Below are 22,037 nucleotides of genomic sequence, written 5' to 3' on the forward strand. Positions count from 1 at the left end.
GATTTTGTGTTCATGAAGAAAATATTGTTAGTCGAAGATCATTTCCTGACCAGCACCGGGCTGAGAATCCTTTTGAATGAAATAGTGGAAGGCGCAGAAATCTACGAATCGGTGTCGTTTAAAGGCGCGATCCAGATATGCACTGCACAGGAGCTCGATCTGATCATGCTCGATATCGATATTCCGGGCGGGACCGGCTCGGAAATGGTAAAGCAATTCAGGAGCATGCAGCCGGATGTTAAGATTTTGGTATGCACCGGGTTTGACGAGACCGAGTATGCGCTGGAATACATTGCCGCCGGGGCCTCGGGCTTTGCTTCAAAATCATCCGAGCGGCACCAGATGCGCCTGGCCGTGGAGACGGTGCTGAACGGCAAACGTTACGTCAGCGAAAAGGTTCATCAGCAGTTATTGGAAGGGATTTCGCAAAGGAGAGGCGAAGTCAGGGATTCATCCAAATCCACACCGCTTTCTGTTCGTGAGGAACAGATACTAAAACTGATACTGGAAGGCAAATGGAGAAAAGAGATCGCCTCGATTTTAAACATTAACCCCAATACAGTAAGCACTTACAAGGCCCGGATACTCGAAAAGATGAAAGTCAGCTCGGTATTGGAATTGGCCGAAAAACTCCCTCTCAAAACGAATTGATCGGACAGGCCGGAATGCCTCCGCAGGATCATTGTGCCCATACATTATGTAACCATTCATATACTTAAATAGTCCTTTTGTTTATTTAACAACTTTACTCATGAAAAAAACTACCTATTTCGCAGCTGCGATTCTTGCGCTGGCTGGCTCCGCTGCTTTTGCACAAACAGGAAACGTTGGAATTGGAACGTCGACACCCGGGAGCAAACTTTCTGTAAATGGTAACGTGGCCGTCGGCCAAAACTTCTCCAATTCCGCTGTGCCTGCAAATGGCGCCGCTATCGAAGGCCAATTGTCGGTCGGAACAACTACACCGGTCGGCATTGTCGAGATTGTGGCTGACAATAAGGGTGCAGCTGCCGGAAATGATCACTATTTCAAGGGATTCGGAAGCTCGAAAGCGCCAGGCATGTTTATGATGTCGGCAAATGGCACCTATGCTGCGCCAACTCCCATGGCCGACAACGAAATTATAGGAGGTGTTTATTTCAGCCCCTACCTTACCAATGGCTTCCACGCAACCAATTCCAGTATCCTTGGTATCTACAAAGGCGATGGTACAACCCAGGAATCAGCACTAGCATTCTACACGACCGGCGTACAGGAAAGGATGCGGATCAATCAGGATGGCAATGTCACAATCGGCGTGGTTGAACCTTTGGAAGCTTTTAGTTCCGTCGCCAAACTTTCTACTCAGACTTCTTCTTCGGTAGGTCACTACATCAAGTCTTCGAGTGCCGACTTGAACGGTCTGTTGCTGCTGGAAAAAGAAAGTGCGCCGGTTAACGTGGACAACTTTATCATTTTCCGGGCGCAGGGAGCAAATCTGGGGCATATATCTTCCAACGGGGGAACGGGCGTTGTTTACAACACTACCTCGGATATACGCCTGAAAGAAAATATCCGCAACACAAAGTTTGGGATCGATGATGTAATGAAGATCCAGGTTAGCGACTATAACTACAAAACGAACAAAACCTCCCAGCAGACCGGGTTCATCGCACAGCAACTCTATACCGTTTTCCCGAGCGTAGTTACGAAGGGAGGGGCCGATGTCTCGCAGCCGTGGACCGTCGATTACAGCAAACTTACACCGTTCCTAACCAAAGCGATCCAGGATCAGCAGGCAGAAATCGAAGCCTTGAAAAGAGAAAACGCAAGCCTGAAAAGTGGTGTAGCGGGGCTTAGCGATGAACTGAATGCATTGAAAGCCAGTGTCGAGCAGCTCATCGGCAACAGCGTGGCCGAAAAATCAGCTGCGAAGTAATCGTCCCATTCTCTATTTCAATGGATTTAACTATGAAAAGAAAGCACATCAACATGGCCGTCGGCGGCATGCTGTTACTCGGCTTGCAGCATGCCCATGCCCAGGTGTTTGTTGACGGGACCACATTCAATAATTTTGGCTACGTCAGCAACTACGACACGCACACGGAGGTTACCGGCGCTGCCGGCTCCGCGTATACCGCTGCATTCGGCGCGATATTCGACCACTTCGAGTCGGCCACCAACACCCTGCGGGTAAATGGCGCCTACAATGCGAACGGTAACGGTGGCAGCACCGACAATTTCAACGGCCCGTTGGGCTCGCCAGGCACACAGGAGGTGAGTGGCACAGTCGTTCCGAACTTTTCGACTTTGGTATTGAAAAACGGCACCGCAAGTTTGTTCAACATCACCAATACCGCCGGAGCGAACGTTTTTACGCAAGCAAGTTTTCAGAACGGAATCACGACCACCGTGAGGGGCAACACGTCAGCCGGCGAGCTGCGTTTTCAGAATGGCGCATCGTATACGGGTGGCAGTACCGATGCCCAGCACGTCAATGGATACGTAGGCAAAGTAGGAAATGGAGCATTCAATTTTCCGGTCGGTAGTGGCAGCGACTCGCGTATACTCAGCATCTCCGCGCCCGCAAGCGTAACCGCACACCTGTCCACGGCTTATGAGACTTCTAATGTGGAAGCCGCCACTGCGGTGTCCGATCCGGTGGAATCGGTATTCACACTGGGGAGCTGGGACTGGATCGCGGGCAGCCCGGCGGACGACGATGGCCTGGCTATCACTGTTTCCATGCCCGACGTATCCGGCTTTGCAGCGACGGCCAACCTGCGGTTAATCGGCTGGAACGGCTCGGAGTGGACAGACCTGAGCGGCGCTGCGAATGCGACCGGCACCACGGAAGGGAGTACCATTAGCGGCACCATTCCAGCTGGCGTAAGCATTACCCAGATCGGCATCGGATCTATCGCACCGCCGTTGCCGGTAACATTGGTTGCATTCGATGTTTTGTCCGAAAACCAAACGGCGCTCCTTTCCTGGTCGACAACCATGGAGACTAACAGCGAGTCGTTTGAAGTCCAGCGCAGCATCGATGCCCGCAACTGGGCGCCGATCGGGTCAGTGAGGTCGCACGGAGAAAGCAGTTCTCTGAAAGAATACAAGTTCAGCGACAATGCTCCGCTGTCGGGCAAGAATTACTATCGCCTGAAAATGATCGACAACGACGGTACATTCGCTTACAGCCGCATTCGTACAGCTGAATTTGGCGGTGTGCTGGCACTATGGCCCAACCCGGCGGTCGATAAAATTACGGTTCGCACGGGCGTTGCCAATTCGGTTTCCCGCATTCAGATTGTCTCAACCGCGGGAAATGTCGTTTTGGAACGCAGCCAGCCGAATGGCTTCGAGGGCGATCAGGCAATAGATATCAGGAATCTCAGAACCGGTACATACATTGTCAGGCTGATTCTACCTGATGGATCGGTTAACACACACAGGTTTGTGAAAAAGTAGATTGAAACAAAAAGCGGCAGACTTTGGCTAATAAAGTCTGCCGCTTTTGTTTTGGAAAGCACCATGGGCTATTTGGCAAGTTGCAAATCCGCGATGCTTTTAATCCGGTTACGTTCCAGAAACGCATCAATGGTTTCAAAATGCTCGATGACCCGTTTGTCTTTGAACTCGAATACTTTTTGGGATAATCCCTGCAAAAAGTCGCGATCGTGGGAAACCAGTACCAATGTTCCGTCAAAGTTCCTGAGGGCTTCTTTCAAAACATCCTTTGACTTTAAATCGAGGTGGTTTGTAGGTTCATCGAGAATCAGCAGGTTCACAGGTTCCAGGAGCAGCTTCACCATGGCGAGCCGCGTTCTTTCCCCACCCGACAGCACACTTACTTTTTTGTCGATATCCTCGCCCTGAAACATGAATGCGCCGAGGATATTTTTGATCTGGGTTCTTACATCCCCTTCCGCTACTTCGTCTACCGTCTGAAAAATAGTCAGATTGGGATTTAGCAGCGAGGCCTGGTTTTGCGCAAAATAGCCGACCTTGACATTATGCCCCAGCTGGCAGGTCCCATCGACATTGAGCTCGCCCATGATGGCTTTGATCATCGTGGATTTACCTTCCCCGTTCCGACCCACAAAAGATACTTTTTCTCCTCTCGAAATGGACATGCTTGCATTCTTGAACACGACATGATCCCCATAAGATTTTGAAACATCTTTCACGGTAACCGGATAGTCGCCCGACCGCGGCGAAGGTGGGAAGCGAAGTTTCAGGGCCGAATTATCTATTTCGTCTATTTCAATGATTTCCAGTTTCTCCAACATGCGTTCGCGGGAAGAAACCTGGTTGGTTTTGGAATAAGTCCCCCGAAACCGCTCGATGAACTGCATATTGTCGGCAATCATCTTCTGCTGTTCCTGGTACGCCTTCATTTGGTGTGCCCTGCGTTCCTCGCGCAATACCAGGTAATGCGAATAGTTGGCCTTGTAGTCGTAAATGCGGCCCATGGTCACCTCAATCGTGCGGTTGGTGATGTTGTCGATGAAGGCACGGTCGTGGGAAATCACCATTACCGCATTGGCCTTGTTCACCAAAAAATCTTCCAGCCAGATCACCGACTCGATATCGATGTGGTTGGTAGGCTCATCCAGCAAGATCAGGTCCGGCTTTTGCAACAGTATTTTGGCAAGCTCGATACGCATCCGCCATCCTCCGCTGAATTCCTTGGTTTGCCGTTGAAAATCCTCCGGCCTGAATCCCAGTCCTTTCAAAGCTTTCTCCACCTCGGCGTCATAATTGACCTCTTCCAGCTGATAGTATTTTTCACCCAGCTCGGTCACCTGTTCGATGATGGCCATATATTCCTCACTATCGTAATCTGTGCGGGTTTCGAGCGCAAGGTTGAGCTTATCCATTTCGGTGCGCATTTCAAAAACCTGCTTGAATGCCTTCGCCGCTTCTTCGAAAACCGTACAGTTGTCTTCGGTCAGCAGATGTTGCGGCAGGTAGGCGATAACGGCATCCTTGGGCGCACGTACATGGCCGCGCGTGGCTTTTTGCTCACCGGCGATAATCTTCATCATGGTGGACTTCCCGGCGCCATTTTTACCCATCAGGGCAATTTTATCAGTAGGATTAATAACGAAGGAAACTTCGCTAAAAAGGGTAGAACCGCTAAACTCGACGGCCAAATTTTCAACTGTAATCATCTTCTCATTTTTTGAAGCCGCAAAGCTACGATTATAGGATGGAAAGAGACGAAAAAAGTCTCAGTCCAATTTTTGAGAAGCGGTCGTCATCGGTACAATCACTTCGTTTCCCTTCACACTGAAAGTATAAACCCCGGCTTGCGCATTCCATTGCTTCACCACCGGCACTATGCGCGTCCTGCGCGGGCCGACTTTGTCAGGGGAATTGTGAATGTGGTATACGTAGTACAATTGCTTGTCCAGCCCTTCAAACAGGTCACCGTGCCCCGATCCGTTTTCGCCGACTATGGAACGTTGAATGATGGGGTTGTTCTTAGATTTCACCCAGGGCCCGTATGGCGAATCGGCGACGGCATAGCCAATGGCGTAATCGATGTTCTGGAAATGGTTGGCCGAGTAAAACAGGTAATACTTGTTTTTCAGTTTTATCACCGTCGGCCCTTCCATAATGGGGCCCGATTTAAAGTTGGGCGTCGATTCCCAGGGTTCTGTCTGGTTGAAACATCTTTTCAGGGTCTCGGGTTTTATCTTTCCTGCTTGCATATCGAACTCAGCTGCATATAAATAGTTGCCTTTGTCGAAGCGTACGCAATAGAGGTAGTATTTGCCATCCGTATCCTTGAAAATATAGGAATCGATATTCTTTTCGGAGCCGTCGATAGGGCCGATTTCTTTCTGCCTGTATGGCCCCAACAGCGATTTTGACTCAGCCAGGACGGTTTGTTCATCGGCCGTATAGGTCATATAATAAGTACCCTTGTCCCTGAAAATTTGCGGTGCCCAGAATCCCTTGGTGCCGAAGGTGTGGTCGCCTTTGGTCAGGATCATACCCAGCGAATCTTTTAACTTGGCCGGTACTATCCACGTTTTCAGGTCCCTGGATTCCAGAAAGGCAAAGCCTTGCGGCCCGTCGTTCCCGCCTTTTGAGCCGGTAAGGTAATACTTGCCTGCCTCAACATAAATGGTTACGTCCGCAAAAAAGATTTCCCGCTTTTCCTGTGCCGATACCTGCAATACGGAGAGTAAGAGGAAAGTGTAGGCAAGAATGGTTTTCATTTAAATGAATTGGTTTTCAGGTTATTGAAACAGATTTTTGTTAAAACTATATGGGTTAAAGCCCGTTCTGCAACGCCAGCCGCACGGCATCCTTTTTCATGCGTGAAACGGGAATCTTTGCGCCGTCTTCCAGCAGAAGGTAGCCGCTATCTTCTTTCAGCAGGCTTTTAATATACAGCTTGTTTACCAGATGCGAATGGTGGCAGCGCAGGAAACCATAGCCGGTCAGTGTTTCGTCGTATTCGAACATCGGTTTCGAAACGAGTAGCTTCTCGCCCCCGCGCAGAAAAAATGCGGTGTAATTGTTTTCGGCCACACATCGGATGATGTCGGAGGTTTTTACGAATCGTGTTTCCCTGGCGGATGAAAGCGCGATCCGGTGCTCGGATTTCTGCCTGGATTCCATCAGCAAATGCATCAGGTTTTGCAGCTGGGCATTCTGTTTTTTCTCCGCAATCTTTCCTTCCGCACGCTGAACGGCTTGTTGCAGCTCCTGCGGGTCAATGGGTTTCAAGAGGTAGTCGATCGCCGAAAATCGGATAGCCTGAATGCCGTACTGCTCGAAGCCAGTCACGAAAATGACCTCGAAATCGTAGCTCGAAAGCGATTTGAGCAGATCGAAACCATTTTTTCCGGGCATCTGGATGTCGAGGAAAACCAGCTCCGGGCGGGTCTTCAAAATCAGTTCAATGCCTGCATCTGCATTACCTGCGTGCCCGGCTACGCTTACAGCCGGGCAGTAGCGTGTCAGCAGTTCGCGAAGGTTATCAATGTTGTTAGGTTCGTCGTCGATGATGATCGCCCGCATCAGAGCCATTTTTTGAATGTCAGTATTACTATCGTCCCCTCATTGCCGGAAGCCACTTCCATAGCGATCCGGTATTTTTGTTTGTTCAAAAGTTTGATCCGCTCGTGGGTGAGCGCGAGGCCTTTGCCTTGTGTTTGCCGGTCGGTGTCGAAACCGTGCCCATTGTCGCGAATGCTGATCAGCAGGTCTTCATGCTCCGTTTTGAACGTCACTTCCAGCATCCCTGCAGCGCCCAGCCCTGAGATCCCATGCTTAACCGCATTTTCTACCACCGGCTGTATGAGCAGCGATGGCACTTCGAGCTGCGTTTGCCGCACCGTTTCATCCGTTGCAATCGCGTAGCGGAAGCCGAAACGGAGCTGTTCCAGCTGGATGTAATTTTCAATATTCGTCATTTCCACGTCCAGCGGCACCATCTCACGTCCGGAATTTTGAAGCGTATTGCGCAACAGTCGGCTGAAACCCGTCAGGTAAGTATTGGCCCGGTCTATTTCGCTCTTATTGATCAGCCCTTGCAGCGATCCCATCGCATTGAATACGAAATGGGGGTTTAGCTGCGATTGGATAGACTGTAATTCGAGGTTGGTTTTTCGCGCCTGGTCACGCGCTTTCCGCAGCCGTTTCCGGAAATAAAAGTACATAATCACGCCCGCCAGGATGGTAGTAAGCCATAATTTGGTCATCAGCACCATTCCAACCAGCCATAGCAGCGTCCTGGCATTGTAGGCGAAACTGTTGATCCAGGTGTGATCAATGGCAAATGCATAACTGCCGTAATTTCTCTCGTTCGCCGTGTAACTGTATTGGATTTCGTACGGTCCATCCACGAGCCACGACCAGTTCCCATTCACGTGTTCCAGCAAAAAATGGGGGGTGATTTCGCTGGTCGTTCCGATCCATTGCCCCTTCTTACCGATTCTGTACGAAATGCGCGATGGCCGTACTTTGCCATCATAGTATGCCCTTTTGAATCCAAAAACAGGCTCGGCTTCTGCGATGGACAGCGAGTCGGGCACGGCATTGGGCTTGGAGTAGGTGTTAGGCGCCCTGTTGAAGAAATGCATAAACTGCCGTAATCCAGAGGTGTCGCGGATGTCGGCGGCATAATGGTGCCTGACGTCGACGTAAAATAGCTCGGGCTTCGGGTAAATCCATGAAATCAGTAACTGGCTGATCAATCGCGCATTACTGTCAAACAACGAAACGGTAGTAGAGTCGCTTCGGAAAGGGAGCAGCGCCGCAGCATTGCATTGCTCGCCATTCAATTGATAATAAGCGATATCTGGAATATCCTCCCGCGTACGCACCGGCTCGCCATCGACTTTCAGTACGTAATCTGCCGGTAAACTTGCCGGATTTCGAATGACCAGCGTCATTCGTTCAGCCATTCTTCCGGCGGTAACATGGTACACACTCGGCCCCACATTGCTTACGGTCGGCTTTGTAACGGTATCCATCACCGCATAGCGCGGAATGTCCCGTTTTTCATGCGTTGTAAAGCTGTGGACGATCAGGTCCAGGCGGGGTTCACGGGTTTTTTCATCAATGAGAAAACGGCTGCCCGCCGGGTCGAGGACGAGTGTCTGCGCGTTGAGGTGGGTAATTGCGACTAACAAAAAGAACAGCATTAACGCATATTTCCGCTTTTTCATGCCTTTCAGGTTTGGTTCAGGACAAAATTGTGAAGGCATTTTGGCGGATAATAGTGGAAATGTGGCGATGGCGCCTGTCGATGTGTAAAATGCAAGCGACGGACAAAACTAATGAGTCACTTCAAAAATTCCGGAAATCTCTCATCGTCGCGTGGGGGGCACCTGGCAGCCGGTTTGTTCCGGTTTGCTTAAAAAATACTTCCTGCCTGGCTCAAAAATGTAACATAGGCGATGGTTTCTGTAACATGAAACACGAAAAAATTGCACTATGTGAATATATATTTGTGCTCAATTGTGCTGATGGGAAGATTTGCCGGATCGTGACGAAGCGTCTGTTACGGCAAAGTTCTTCCAGACATAAGTTTTCTGCTTTGTGCCAATGGTCGCGGGATCATTGGGAAGATTCCTTCTACAAACCTTTTATTCATTTTCATTATGAAAAGAAAACTACGGCTTTTTTTACAATTGTCATTTCTACAATTAACAGGCCTGGGCGCGCAGTCCGACCTGTTTGCGGCGGACATTTCCGCGCGTGTAGCGATTGGCAAAAACGCCAGGGGGCTATCGATCGATAGGAAATTGAGCGGCAAAGTTACGGACGAAGCCGGCCAGGGGCTGCCGGGTGTAAACGTTACTGTTAAAGGGACTACGCGCGGCACGTCCACCGACGTCAATGGGCTTTACACCCTCGAATCCGTCGATGATAAGGATGTGCTGGTGTTTTCATTCGTGGGGTATCTGGCCAAGGAAATGCAGGTGGGAACAGCCAGTAAGCTGGACCTCGTGCTTGCCCAGGACACGAAAGCGCTGGAAGAGATCGTGGTGGTAGGCTATGGTACGCAGAAGAAAGCGACGGTAACCGGGTCGATCGCCAGCATTAAGGGCGACGCCATTGCAGAAGTACCGGTGCCGAACATTTCCCAGTCGCTCGCGGGCCGTGTGGCAGGGGTAAGTATGCGGCCCAATGGCGGGCAGCCGGGTAAGGACGACCCGGATATCCACATCCGCGGGATCGTCACCACGGGCAACAACCGGCCGCTGGTGGTGGTCGATGGTGTCAGGAGGGACAATATCCGGCAGGTGGACCCGGCCAGCATCGAAACCATTACCATATTGAAAGACGCGGCGGCGGTTGCGCCTTACGGCATCGGCGGGGCCAACGGGGTAATCATGATCACAACCAAAAGGGGTAAAAGCGGCAAGCCGCAGGTTCGGATCAGCTCTTCGTACGGGTTCCAGAACCCGACCTACCTGCCTAAAATGCTATCGGCGAAGGATTACATGACTTTGCAAAATGAAGCTTACCTGAACCAGACACCCGGTGGCACGAGCCTTCCGAATGACCCCGAAATGGTGAAGAATTACGACCAGCTCCATGCCGAAGATCCCTGGAAATACCCTAATTCCAGCTTTGTGGATGTGTTTAACAAGAATGTGCCGGTTCAAAACCATGGCCTGGAACTGAGTGGCGGAACGGAAAATGTGACCTATCATGCCGGTGTGAGCTATTTTGACCAGAAAGGGATTTTCGATCCGGTGGGTTATCGGCGCTACAATTACAATCTCAGCGTTGAAATGGCGGCTACCAAAACGACAAAAGTCGGCATGTCGATTTTCGGAAGTGTCGAAAACACCAGGGACGTAGATGCCGACGAAACCACTTCCGGCCATTTGTTCCGCAGTTTTTACAAGTTTTTACCTACCCAAAGCCTCATTTATCCAGAGGGCGACAAATGGGGCGAGTCTTCCGCCAGTACGCCCATCGGGGTATTGCGTTCGGAAGGATACAGGAGGACCAACGGCAATACGCTCCTCGGAACGATATTCGTGGAGCAGCAGATTGCGAAAGGGCTGAGTGTGAAAGGGGTATTCAGTTACGATCCCTGGCAGCAAAATGTGAAGCTCTGGCACGTGCCATTCATTTATCACAAAATAGACCTGTCCCAGAAGCCTTACACGTATACGGAAGCGATCTCGCTCCAAGAAGGCAATGGCCGCCCTTTCCGCTGGTTGGGGTTACAAAATCAGAAACGGACCAACTTTACCTACCAGGCTTACCTGAACTATAACCGCACATTCGGCGCACATGCGATCACCGGATTGGTGGTAATGGAAGCCCGGAAAACCAAGGCCGACTCGATGGCAACCCGCCGCAACAATTTCGCGATCGGTATCGATGAGCTCAGCTTCGGTAGCTCCGACAAGCTGGATTATGACAATGCAGGCGTGTCGTCTACCGGATCGGAATTAGGCTACGTATACAGAATAGGGTATACTTACAAAGACCGGTATATTATAGAAGCCGCGGGACGTTACGACGGCCATTACTACTTTGCCCCGGGAAGCCGCTGGGGTTATTTCCCGGCATTCTCGGCTGCCTGGCGGATTTCGGAAGAGAATTTCATGAAAAACTTCCGCTTCATCGATGAATTGAAAGTGCGCGGATCGTGGGGTAAGGCGGGAATGCTGGCGGGTGGCCCGTTTCAGTACCAGTCGGGTTACGACCTCAGGGGTGCCGCCTACGGTTTCGGTAACGGGTCGCTTGTGCAGGGCTCGCGGGTGCCGCGGGAGGCCAATTCCAGAATTACCTGGGAGATTTCTACCAAAACAGATATCGGTTTTGACCTGAGCTTGTGGAATTCATTACTGACCGTTGAATTCGATTATTTCCACGAAAAACGGACCGGAATGCTGCTCGCGCCGCAGGTGACATTGCCGGTGGAATACGGCCTCTCGCTCTCGCAGGAAAACAAGGGAAGGATGAGCGCCAATGGCATTGAGCTAAACCTCGGAACGCGCAAACGGTTCTCGAAAGACCTCGATTTCTCTTTGAATGCGAATCTGAGCTATTCCATCAACAAAATGCAGGAAGTGTTCCAGACCGACGCGGAGGCCAAAAACCCTAACCGCACGCTGGTAGGGCGCCAGTTCGGCACGCCATTCGGATTTAAATCGCTGGGTTTATTTACCTCTGCCGAGGACACCAACGGCGACGGCATCGTAGGCGCGGCCGACGGCTACAATGTAACCCAATTCGGGGATCTGCATCCCGGCGACATCAAGTACGCGGATTTGAGCGGCCCCGACGGCAAACCCGACGGCCTGATCGACAACTTCGACCTGACCGTGATCGGCAACCCGGTTTACCCTGCATTGACATTCGGCCTCACGCCGAGCGTGAACTGGAAAGGCTTCGATGTGAGCCTGTTCTTCCAGGGATCTGGAAAATCCAGCATCAATGTCAGACAATTCATGACCGTACCATTTGAAAATAACGGCAGCAACACGGCTTACGAATATTTCGACAACCGCTGGACGCCCGATCACCAGAATGCGAAATACCCGAGATCTACGCCAGCACCTTACGCGAACAATACCAAGGATTCGGATTTCTGGTGGGTCAATTCAAGCTACGTGCGTTTGAAAACGGCCAGCATCGGCTATACCCTTCCCAAAAGCATTGCCGGCAAGCTGAAAATGAGTTCGGCGAGGGTGTATTTCCTGACGCAAAACCTGTTCACGATCAGCAAGATCAAACACATCGACCCTGAAATGGGCTATACGGACCGCGAAACCGCATACCCGGTGATGAAGGCGAGCACATTTGGAATTGATCTGACATTTTAACGATAACCGATATTATGAAAGCTGCTATTAATTATTTCAAAATACTGGGTGCGGGCCTGCTCATGCTGGTGCTGCCGGTATCCTGCGATACGGACGAATTTCTCGAAAATGCCAACAAGGCCAACCTCACCGACAAAACCCAATGGGAATCGGAAACGAATGCCGACGTGTTCCTGAACGACGTGTACAGCGAATTGCCCAATAAGCTGAACCAGACCGAAACGCTGGACTATTTCAGCGACGATTACAACATCAGCCACTACTACACGGCTTCGAACTGGCGCCAGGGCGTGACCCAGATCCCGTCGAGCAGTACCGATAACCCCTGGGGAGGCACGCAGGGCCCGACGTACGGCTATACCTGGCAAAACTTTTTCGTCAAAATCCGGAAATGCAACACATTCATCCAGAAACTGACGGAAAACAAAGCCAACTTCTCGGAAGCGTATTTTAACAAACGCATTGACGAAGCGAAGTTTCTCCGCGCATTCTTTTACAGCGAGTTTTTTGTACAGGTCGGCGGCCTGCCGGTCATTACCGTGCCTTTGGACCGCAATACCATGAGTCCCGAAGAACTGCTGCAACCGAGAAAGACATTCCAGGAAACGTTCGACTTCATCGTCAATGAGCTGGATCAGGTGGTGAAAGGCGAGCATTTGGCCGTGAAGTACAATTTGTCCGACAAAGATGCCGGCCGGGCTACACTCGGTGCCGCATTGGCTGTGAAAGGATGGATCGAGCTGTTCGGTGCCAGCCCGCTGTTCAATACTGCGACGCCTTATCTGCCTGACGCCGGAAAATTCGTGCATTTCGGAAACGTCGATGCTTCGCGGTGGGCCAAAGCGGCGGCGACCAACAAACAATTTATTGACAAGTATGGTAATGGACAGCGCTATAACCTGTTCGGCGACCTTAAAAACATCTTCCGGGCAAGCAACGAATACAATCCGGAGGTGATCTGGGACCGCCAGGTGGTGGCTAATGTAGGCGGAATGGGGTCGAGCTACGAGCAGCGGGGCGGGCCGACTTACGTACTCGGGGAATACCGCTCGTGGGGTAATTACAACCCGACCCAGGAGCTGGTGGACGAGTTTGCGATGGCGAATGGAAAGGTTATCACCGACCCGACCTCGGGCTACAATCCGCAAAAACCCTACGCAAACCGCGAAAAGCGCTTCTATGACGCCATCGTACACGACGGAGCCATTTACAAGCAAGACTGGATGCCACGCGCCGACACGATTTACACCCGCATCGACGCCACCTATCCCAATCCCGACCGTACCAACCAGATTGACCTCGTCGGAAAAACGGACGTTGGCGATTCGGGTTACTACCAGAAAAAACGCCTCAACCCCGACGCAGCGCCGGGCGCCGATGCGAGCGGCCAGAACTATATTTTCTTCCGCTATGCCGAGATACTGCTCAACTTTGCCGAAGCACAGAACGAAGCATCAGGCCCGGACGCATCCGTTTACGACGCGATCAATAAGCTGCGGGCACGCTCGGAACTGCCTGCGCTTGCGGCGGGCCTGTCCAAGGATGCCATGCGCGCAGCCATTGCGCGGGAACGGAGAGTCGAGCTTTGCTTCGAAGACAAGCGCTTCCTGGATAACAAGCGTCTCGCTACCGCGGCGACTGTCATGAACAAGCCGCGGCACAACATGGTGATCCGCAATTCGGTGCCGGCCAACAATTCGGGCGTTTGGGTCTACACCATTGAAGAGGAGAAAAAGTACAAGGTGAAATTCGAGCCCAAGCAGTACATGAGCCCGATTCCGCAAAATGTGCTCGACCAGAATCCGGGTATCAAACAAAACCCCGGATACTGATCAATATGCATCGGGAGCCTGCTCGTCCGCGGGCAGGCTCCCGATTGGTAACATGCGCTATGACTTATGTAACATTGTGCCGGTTATTATAGTATTATGCCCACATATATTTGTTTTCTGTTGTAAATCCAGGCGAAAAGCAGTTATCAGTAACAACAGCATGTAACATGGCCGCAGGCGAACGGTATATCGGGGGAAATCACTATAAAGCGAAAATGACACACACGCGGGCAGCAATGCATTTCAAAATGCTGATCCGAACGCTGGTAGCCTGCGTCTGTTTGCTGTCCGATGCATTCGGGCAATCGGCCAAGCTGTTCAGTGTCGAAAACGGCCTGTCGAGCAGCATGGTCACGGCCGTTCATCAGGATCGCAGCGGGTTTATCTGGGTGGCTACCGAAGACGGATTGAACCGTTTCGACGGGATCAAATTCACAGTATACCGGCAGGATAAGGCTACTACCGACGGCGTTTCCAGCAATTTTATCCAGGTACTGTTTGAAGATCAGGCCGGAAGGATGTTCACGGGTTCGCTCCACGGATTGCAATACTATGACCCGGCCACGGATTCGTTTCGCACCATTCCGCTGATGAACGGGCAATCCAAAATGGCCAATGTACGGGTACTGGCGATCTGCCAGCGAAAGAATGGCGACATGCTGGTGGGAACCTCCGGGCACGGCATATTCAAAGTGGCGCGCGAGAACGGCCAGCCGCTTGCCAGGCCCATACCGCTGCAGGTGCCGAGTAACCTCATCATCCAATTGTTCGAAGACAACGACCGCAACCTCTGGGTGTCCACCGAAGATCGCGGCTTACTGCGATTCGCGGACCGATCGCTGACATCGGTGAAATCCTATTTTGTTTCCAAGAAAATCCAGAACAACATCATTACCAGTCTATGTGAGGACAAATACGGCCGCGTCTTTGCAGGTAACATGGTGAGCGGGTTATACCAGTACAATACCGTGGCCGACACGTTCCAGCCCGTTCCGTACAACGGGACCCTCCCGATAGCCGACCTGATGGTGAACGACAATGGGCAGATCCTCATCGGGACACGGGGCAATGGCTTGAAGTATTATGATTCTGGCTCGGGCAAAATTCTCGATATGAACCACAATGTGGACACGTTTGATTTCACCAAATCGAAGGTATTCTCGGCTTGCGAAGATAATTCGGGTAATACCTGGCTGGGCATTTACCAGAAAGGTTTGCTGCTGCTGGGCGTCAATACCAACCGTTTCGGCTACATGGGCTACAAGTCGGCGAGTAAGAACCTGATCGGGTCCAGCGCTGTGAAGGCGCTATTTGAAGATAAAAAACACACGATATGGGTCGGGACGGATAATGATGGCTTGTATGCATTGCCAAACGGCGGCAAAGCAGGTACGCACTACCGCAAAAGCGAGCGTAACCCCTCGGCACCCGAGAACGTAATGACTGTTTTCGAAGATTCCGAAGGCAACCTCTGGACAGGCTCTTACCTGACCGGCCTTTCGAAACTGGACCGCAACACCGGGAAGTTCATGCATTCGGACAAGCTGTCGGATCAGAACGGCGACAACGTACAGCGGGTTTTCGATATGAAGGAAGATTCGAAAAAACGGCTGTGGATCGCTACGATGGGTTCGGGGATATTTTCAATGGACCTGCGCACGGGCGCGGTCGAGAATCTGGATGCATTACCGGGCAGGATCAGCCTCCCGCACGAGAATTTTCTGCCCAACAGCTGGGTCAATTGCCTGCTCGTCGCACGGGATAACAAGCTGTTTATCGGCACTTTCAATGGACTGGCATGCCTGGACCTGGATACAAAAAGCTTTGTGTCGACTTTCGGTGCTAACAGCCTGTTGAAGGGCGTCGTGATTTACTCCTTGTTTGACGACGACAAAGGCAACCTGTGGGCGGGAACGTCGCAAGGACTGAAAAAGATCGCCCGCGCTACCAAAGCGATCACCACTTTCGATACCGGTGATGGCCTGCCCAGCAACCTCATCGGCGCGGTAAGGGGCGACAAGGCCGGCAATCTCTGGCTGAGCACCAACCGCGGCTTGTCGAAAATGGACGTGGAAAGCCAGACCTTCGTCAACTTTTACTCGGCCGACGGGTTACAGGGCAACGAGTTCAGCCAGGGAGCGTCGCTCGTTACGCAAAACGGTGAATTTTATTTCGGGGGAATCAACGGGCTGACGCATTTCAAGCCGGAGGAAATCAAAATGTCCACCAGGCGTCCTGCCGTGCGCATCGTGGATTTGTACATTCATGACAAAGCCGTGAAAAAAGGCATGAAGTCAGGCGGGTATATGATCGTGGACACGACCGTGAGCAGCGCCGATGAATTCAACCTGCCGCACCACGACAACTCGTTCAGCCTGGAATTCTCCACGATGGATTTCATCGATGCGGAGCGGGTTTCCTATATGTACGCCATCAATGACAACGCCTGGACAGCCTTGCGGGCAGGTACCAACCGGTTGACGTTCGATAACCTCGCGCCGGGCAAGTACACATTCCGGCTGAAAGCGAAGTCGAGCAAAACCGATTCCGACGAAACGCGGGTGAATATCATTATCCATCCTGCCTGGTATTTTTCGGCATGGGCGTGGGCAGTGTACGCGTTGCTCGGGCTTCTGGTAGCGGTTTTTGTTTTTAAAACACTCAAAAACAAGCGGCTGGTGCGACAAAAAATGCTTGCGCACCTGCGACGCGAGGAAGTGAACGAAGCCAAGCTGCAATTTTTTATCAATATCGCCCATGAAATCCGCACGCCGCTGACATTGGTGGTGAGCCCGCTTCAAAAATTGCAGGGCCAGGATTACAATCCGGAACGGATGCATTTGTACGACATTATGGGGCGTAATACGAAACGTATACTTGACTTGGTGAACCAGCTGATGGACATCCGGAAGATTGAAAAAGGCCAGATGTCCCTCCAATTCTCGAATAGGGAAATGGTGGATTTTACGAAGGAAATATGCCTGCTGTTCGAGGAGCAGATCGAAAGCAAGAAAATCGAATTCGTAGTCGATGCGCCGTCTGAGAAGATATTCGCGAAGATCGATCCGCTTAACTTTGATAAGGTTTTGATCAATGTACTGTCCAATGCATTCAAATTCACACCCAAAGGCGGCCGCATCCGCGTCGCGCTGTCCGTCGGGGATGCCGTGGACGCGAATGTGCGGCGGGGATTGCGTATCGCCATCGAGGATTCCGGGCCATTGATCGATCAGCACGAAACGGAACGCATTTTCGATTGCTTTTACCAGTCCGACAGCCACCGCGACCACAACAGGCATGGTACGGGCATAGGCCTGCATCTCGTGCGGCAGCTGGTGGAACTGCACGGCGGTACCATTCGCGCCGAGAATATGGCGACGATCGGTTGCCGGTTTGTGATCAACATGCCCGTTGCGGAGGTGGATGCAGCCGCTGTCGATCCTGTTGACAAGTTTTCGCCGGCAGATTCCGCGGCGGAAGAGCTATCGGAGGAGGGCGTTCTCAAAAACAAATCGCGGAAGAAAGCCAAACGGTTGGTGGTAGTGGACGACGACAGCGAAATCTGCCAGTACCTTGCCGATGAAATGTCGGGCGAGTTTACAGTTTTCTCGTATGCCAATGGCGAGGAAGCGTACAAGGCTATCTTAAAAGTAATGCCCGATCTGATCGTCAGCGATGTGATGATGCCGGTCATGGACGGTATGATGCTTTGTAAAAAGGTAAAAGCCAACCCGCTGGTAAACCACATCCCGGTGGTATTGCTTACCGCCAAAACAGCCGAATCGACCAATGCCGAAGGATTGGAAATGGGCGCCGATGCCTACATTACCAAGCCTTTCAACGTGCAGATTTTAACGAAGACGATCAGGGCGCTGATCAAAAACAGGCAGATACTCCGCAACAACGACAACGAGCAGCATTACCAGGAGGAATTTATTTCAAGAATCAATATCAAGGCGTCCGAAGAAAAACTGCTGGAAAAAGTGCACCTCCTGATTGATAAAAACCTGGCTAACCCGGATCTGAGCGTGGAAATGATCTCCAATGAAATCGGCATCAGCCGCGTGCATTTGCACCGGAAACTGAAAGAGCTGACCAACCTCACTACCAGGGACCTGATACGCAACATCCGGCTTAAACAGGCGGCCGAACTGATGACCAAAAAAGGATTGACGGTGTCCGAGGTGGCATTCGCGGTGGGATTCGCGAATGTGAACAGCTTTTCGGTCGCATTCAAGGAATTACACGGCGTATCGCCCACAGCGTTCGCGGAGAATTATATGGAAAAAGCATAAACATTTGATCAGGATAAAAAACAAACCGATGAGAAGACTTATCTTATTTGTAATGAGCGCACTAACCCTGCCCGCTATGGCCTTTGCGCAAAGCACCGAACCCCGGATGCCGCCCGGCTTCGACACGGTTCGCGAGGGGGTAGCGGCCGGCAGAATCGACAGTGTTCAGTATGCCTCGAAAACCGTTGGTACCACGCGAAAAGCGCTGGTCTACACGCCGCCGGGCTTTTCCAAAAAGAAGAAATACCCGGTCCTTTACCTGCTGCACGGCATCGGCGGGGATGAAAAGGAGTGGCTGAAAGGCGGTAACCCGCAGCTGATCCTCGATAACCTGTATGCCGAAAAGAAGATCGAGCCGATGATCGTGGTAATGCCCAACGGCCGGGCAATGAAGGACGACCGCGCGACGGGCAATATCATGGCGCCCGACAAAGTGGCCGCATTCGCGACATTCGAGCAGGACCTGCTGACCGACCTCATCCCGTTCGTCGAAAAGAAATACCCTGTCCTGACCGATCGGGAGCATCGCGCGATCGCGGGCCTTTCGATGGGTGGTGGGCAGTCGCTCAACTTCGGGCTGGGCAACCTCGACCGGTTTGCCTGGGTAGGCGGGTTTTCGTCAGCACCGAACACGCGGCTACCGCAGGAGCTGATGCCCAATCCCGAGGATGCCAGACAAAAACTGAAACTGCTTTTTATCTCCTGCGGCGACGACGACCGCCTCATCACATTCAGCAAGCGCACGCACGATTATCTTCTCGAGCACGAGGTGCCGCATGTGTATTACATCGAGCCTGGCGTACATGATTTCAAGGTTTGGAAAAACGGTCTGTACATGTTCTCTCAGTTTTTGTTTAAACCAGTGGATGTGAAATCATTGTCGAAATACACCATTCTGGGCACACCGGCTTCGACCAACATCCGCAATGCAAAATATCCGCAGATCCTGCCCGACAACCGGGTGGTGTTCCGTACCAAAGCGCCCGGTGCGCAGAAGGTGCAGGTCGATCTGGGCAAAAAATACGATATGCTCAAAGACACCGCCGGTTTCTGGTCGGTTACCACGGATTCGATCGGGGAGGGTTTCCATTATTATTCGCTGCTCATCGACGGCGTAGCACTGGCCGACCCTGCTAGCGAGACTTTTTACGGCATGGGCCGGATGGCCAGCGGCATTGAAATACCCTTCCGGAAAGGCGGCTACTACGCGATGCGGGAAGTGCCGCATGGCAATATCCGCATTCAGCGCTATCTGTCGAAAGCCAGCAACACCTGGCGGGAAATGTACATTTATACCCCGCCCGGCTACGATACCTCCACGGAAAAATATCCGGTGCTATACCTTCTTCACGGAGGCGGGGAAGATCAGCGGGGCTGGGCGACGCAGGGCAAAACCAGTCTGATCCTCGACAACCTGATCGCGGACGGTAAAGCGAAACCGATGCTGATCGTGATGATGGACGGGAACCTGGGCGCGCCGCTCGGGCCGGGAAGCCTGGCAACAGCGGGCGACGGCTTTTTGAAACTCTTCGAAAGCGAGTTGAAGCAGGGTGCCGTCCCGTTTGTGGAAAGTACCTACCGCGTGCAGGCAAATGCGGCCAACCGGGCGCTCGCGGGCCTGTCCATGGGCGGGATACAGACGCTATACGCGGGCGTGAAAAACACCGACATGTTCTCTTCTCTCGGCGTGTTCAGTTCGGGTTGGTTCGCGAATAACAATGCATTGTCGGGTGCGCATTACGAGTTTGCCAAAACCAATGCGGCCAGTATCAATGGCAACCTGAAAAATTTCTGGATTTCGATGGGCGGGCCGGAGGACATCGCATTCAAGAACTGCAAGATTATGCTGTCCAAATACGACGAGCTCGGCATTAAATACCAGTACAGCGAGTATCCCGGCGGGCATACCTGGCCGGTTTGGCGCCACGACTTGTTCGGCTTCGCCCAGTTGCTGTTCAAATAGGATTCGAAAAGATGCAATGACGGTCGGCATTGCCCCGAGCCTGATTTGCGGAAAAAGTAACCTGGAACCCCGGTCATGTACCGGGGTCCCGTTAGATGTGGTAGTTAAATTTGACCGGGGGATGGCTTCGGTCAATTTCGTTTTTGGTGGATCAGCTCGTAACCCCCGTCACACCCAGCATGAAATTGTGCAGCTCCGTATTCTTTACGAACGGGTTCAGATTCTCGCTGCCCGGGCCGAACATGGCGAGCTCCACGTAGTCGGCGGAGTGGTCCATGCTGGCCCAGCCGAGGCCGGTGTAGCGCGACTGGATCGCTCCAAACTCGCGGAAAAGCGGCTTGTTGGCAACATAGAGGCCCTTTTCGTTTTTAGTACCCAGCAACCCGATCAGCTTTTCGGCTTCCGCTGTTTTGATCGCATAACCCTGCGCGAACTCGATCCGCTCGATCAGCTGGGAGGCCGTCGGCATTTCTTTCAGGTCGCCCATGATCCAGTTGTTGGTATGCTTGTATTTTTGGAACAGGTCGAACTGCTTGTTGCTTCCGAAAAGTCCGGGGTTTGAGTTGCCGTGGTCGGTGGTGATGATCACGAGCGTTTCCTTGTCTTTGGCGGCGAAGTCGAGCGCGATTTTGATGGACTCGTCGAATGCGATCTGGTCGTAGAGCAGTCCGCCTGCATCGTTGGAATGCGCCGCCCAGTCCACTTTACCGCCTTCGATCTGCACCGCAAAGCCTTTCGGGTTTTTGGAGAGCAGTTCGAGCGTCTTGCGCGTCATTTCCGGGAGCGACGGCACGGCTTTCCGAAGTTCCGCGTCTTCGAATGTATCCAGCGAATAGGGGAGCGCGCCTTCGCAAAACACACCCATAATGGGTTTTTGCAAGCCTGCCAATGCCATCAGGTCGTCGCGGTTTCGAGCAAGTTTGTAACCTGCCTTCTCGTAATCTCCGAAAAGATCCTTTTTATCCTTCCGCTTATCTGCCTGGAAAAACTCGGCACCGCCACCCATCATCACGTCGAATTTCAGGTCGAGGTACTGGTCCGCGATTTCCGATTCGTCGCCGCGGGATTTGTTATTAATGCAAAAACCGGCCGGTGTCGCGTGGGTGATCGTCACGGACGTTACGCAGCCTACCGATTTGCCGGCCTCCTTGAATTTCTGTAAAATGGGTTTGTTGAAAGTTCCGTCGGCATTCACGTTCAGGTTTCCGTTCGGTACCTTCCTGCCACCGCCCCAGGCCGAGCTCCCCGCCGCCGAATCGGTCACGAGCGCATTGGCCGACGACGTTTCCATGAATGCGCGGCGACCGGTTTTTTCGGTATACAACTTAATCCACGCGCTCTCGCGTCCTTCTTTTCTTTGGAGGAGTATATCGGCCATGTTCAATGTGCCGGTACTCATGCCGTCGCTCACCATAAAAATGATGTTTTTGGCGGCAAACTTATTTTTGAGCGGTTGATGGCTGCCGTTTTCTTTCCCGAAAGCGGCCATCGGCCCCAGCGCCAGACTGGCTGCGGCGCCGGTAAAAAAATCCCTTCTTTTCATATGGAGGTTCAATGGAGTGAACAGTTTCTTTGACTGTCCGCAAAGCTACATCCGGCCGTATTACCCGAATATTAAGTTGTGTCGGTTCAACCACACGCCCCGACGAAT

At 52.1% G+C, this 22,037-nt stretch carries 12 protein-coding genes; 7 read left to right on the plus strand and 5 right to left on the minus strand.

All coding sequences use genetic code 11. From position 1 onward, the window contains the following. Nucleotides 1-12: 12 nt before the first annotated feature. The 3 genes from BLQ88_RS25250 to BLQ88_RS25260 all read left to right on the plus strand — a co-directional run bounded on the left by BLQ88_RS25250 (nt 13) and on the right by BLQ88_RS25260 (nt 3,447). Complete coding sequence (locus BLQ88_RS25250) at nt 13-651, plus strand: response regulator (RefSeq protein ID WP_090155684.1); 639 nt, start codon at nt 13-15, stop codon at nt 649-651. A gap of 100 nt (nt 652-751) precedes the next feature. After that, the gene (locus tag BLQ88_RS25255) at nt 752-1,918 is read left to right on the plus strand and encodes a tail fiber domain-containing protein (protein ID WP_090155686.1); all 1,167 of its coding nucleotides are present in this window, start codon (nt 752-754) and stop codon (nt 1,916-1,918) included. 32 nt (nt 1,919-1,950) lie between these two features. Next, the gene (locus BLQ88_RS25260) at nt 1,951-3,447 is read left to right on the plus strand and encodes a T9SS type A sorting domain-containing protein (RefSeq protein ID WP_176885094.1); all 1,497 of its coding nucleotides are present in this window, start codon (nt 1,951-1,953) and stop codon (nt 3,445-3,447) included. A 68-nt stretch (nt 3,448-3,515) separates the two neighbouring features. On the opposite strand, the gene BLQ88_RS25265 is transcribed toward BLQ88_RS25260, so the two are convergent. The 4 genes from BLQ88_RS25265 to BLQ88_RS25280 are packed head-to-tail and all read right to left on the minus strand — an operon-like array spanning nt 3,516 to nt 8,669. Continuing rightward, the gene (locus tag BLQ88_RS25265; protein ID WP_090155690.1) at nt 3,516-5,153 is read right to left on the minus strand and encodes an ABC-F family ATP-binding cassette domain-containing protein; all 1,638 of its coding nucleotides are present in this window, start codon (nt 5,151-5,153) and stop codon (nt 3,516-3,518) included. 60 nt (nt 5,154-5,213) lie between these two features. Continuing rightward, nucleotides 5,214-6,209, minus strand: coding sequence for a glycoside hydrolase family 43 protein (locus BLQ88_RS25270; protein WP_090155692.1), 996 nt, complete (start codon nt 6,207-6,209; stop codon nt 5,214-5,216). 55 nt (nt 6,210-6,264) lie between these two features. Next, nucleotides 6,265-7,017 (minus strand): LytR/AlgR family response regulator transcription factor, encoded by a 753-nt coding sequence (locus tag BLQ88_RS25275; protein WP_090155694.1) that lies wholly within the window; start codon nt 7,015-7,017, stop codon nt 6,265-6,267. Continuing rightward, nucleotides 7,017-8,669, minus strand: a complete 1,653-nt coding sequence (locus BLQ88_RS25280) for a sensor histidine kinase (protein WP_176885095.1) — start codon at nt 8,667-8,669, stop codon at nt 7,017-7,019. The genes BLQ88_RS25275 and BLQ88_RS25280 overlap by 1 nt, the downstream gene beginning before the upstream one ends. 435 nt (nt 8,670-9,104) lie before the next feature. Between BLQ88_RS25280 and BLQ88_RS25285 the strand changes: the two genes are divergently transcribed. The 4 genes from BLQ88_RS25285 to BLQ88_RS25300 all read left to right on the plus strand — a co-directional run bounded on the left by BLQ88_RS25285 (nt 9,105) and on the right by BLQ88_RS25300 (nt 20,386). Further along, nucleotides 9,105-12,296 (plus strand): SusC/RagA family TonB-linked outer membrane protein, encoded by a 3,192-nt coding sequence (locus tag BLQ88_RS25285; protein ID WP_229212855.1) that lies wholly within the window; start codon nt 9,105-9,107, stop codon nt 12,294-12,296. A 14-nt stretch (nt 12,297-12,310) separates the two neighbouring features. Next, nucleotides 12,311-14,128: a RagB/SusD family nutrient uptake outer membrane protein gene (locus BLQ88_RS25290; protein WP_090155697.1), complete on the plus strand. Its 1,818-nt coding sequence runs from the start codon at nt 12,311-12,313 to the stop codon at nt 14,126-14,128. A 215-nt stretch (nt 14,129-14,343) separates the two neighbouring features. Further along, entirely contained in the window at nt 14,344-18,423 is a 4,080-nt protein-coding gene (locus BLQ88_RS25295) for a hybrid sensor histidine kinase/response regulator transcription factor (protein WP_229212856.1), read from the plus strand. A 28-nt stretch (nt 18,424-18,451) separates the two neighbouring features. Then, entirely contained in the window at nt 18,452-20,386 is a 1,935-nt protein-coding gene (locus BLQ88_RS25300; RefSeq protein WP_090155699.1) for an alpha/beta hydrolase-fold protein, read from the plus strand. Between the two features lie 151 nt (nt 20,387-20,537). On the opposite strand, the gene BLQ88_RS25305 is transcribed toward BLQ88_RS25300, so the two are convergent. Continuing rightward, on the minus strand, nt 20,538-21,929 hold the full coding sequence (locus tag BLQ88_RS25305; RefSeq protein WP_090155701.1) for an alkaline phosphatase: 1,392 nt from the start codon (nt 21,927-21,929) through the stop codon (nt 20,538-20,540). Nucleotides 21,930-22,037: the final 108 nt, after the last annotated feature.

The sequence above is a fragment of the Dyadobacter soli genome (assembly GCF_900101885.1).
Lineage (GTDB): Bacteria > Bacteroidota > Bacteroidia > Cytophagales > Spirosomataceae > Dyadobacter > Dyadobacter soli.

Coding starts and splice junctions, on each gene's coding strand:
- BLQ88_RS25250 (WP_090155684.1), top strand. CDS start 13: ATGAAGAAAATATTGTTAGTCGAAGATCATTTCCTGACCAGCACCGGG.
- BLQ88_RS25255 (WP_090155686.1), top strand. CDS start 752: ATGAAAAAAACTACCTATTTCGCAGCTGCGATTCTTGCGCTGGCTGGC.
- BLQ88_RS25260 (WP_176885094.1), top strand. CDS start 1,951: ATGAAAAGAAAGCACATCAACATGGCCGTCGGCGGCATGCTGTTACTC.
- BLQ88_RS25265 (WP_090155690.1), bottom strand. CDS start 5,153: ATGATTACAGTTGAAAATTTGGCCGTCGAGTTTAGCGGTTCTACCCTT.
- BLQ88_RS25270 (WP_090155692.1), bottom strand. CDS start 6,209: ATGAAAACCATTCTTGCCTACACTTTCCTCTTACTCTCCGTATTGCAG.
- BLQ88_RS25275 (WP_090155694.1), bottom strand. CDS start 7,017: ATGCGGGCGATCATCATCGACGACGAACCTAACAACATTGATAACCTT.
- BLQ88_RS25280 (WP_176885095.1), bottom strand. CDS start 8,669: ATGAAAAAGCGGAAATATGCGTTAATGCTGTTCTTTTTGTTAGTCGCA.
- BLQ88_RS25285 (WP_229212855.1), top strand. CDS start 9,105: ATGAAAAGAAAACTACGGCTTTTTTTACAATTGTCATTTCTACAATTA.
- BLQ88_RS25290 (WP_090155697.1), top strand. CDS start 12,311: ATGAAAGCTGCTATTAATTATTTCAAAATACTGGGTGCGGGCCTGCTC.
- BLQ88_RS25295 (WP_229212856.1), top strand. CDS start 14,344: ATGACACACACGCGGGCAGCAATGCATTTCAAAATGCTGATCCGAACG.
- BLQ88_RS25300 (WP_090155699.1), top strand. CDS start 18,452: ATGAGAAGACTTATCTTATTTGTAATGAGCGCACTAACCCTGCCCGCT.
- BLQ88_RS25305 (WP_090155701.1), bottom strand. CDS start 21,929: ATGAAAAGAAGGGATTTTTTTACCGGCGCCGCAGCCAGTCTGGCGCTG.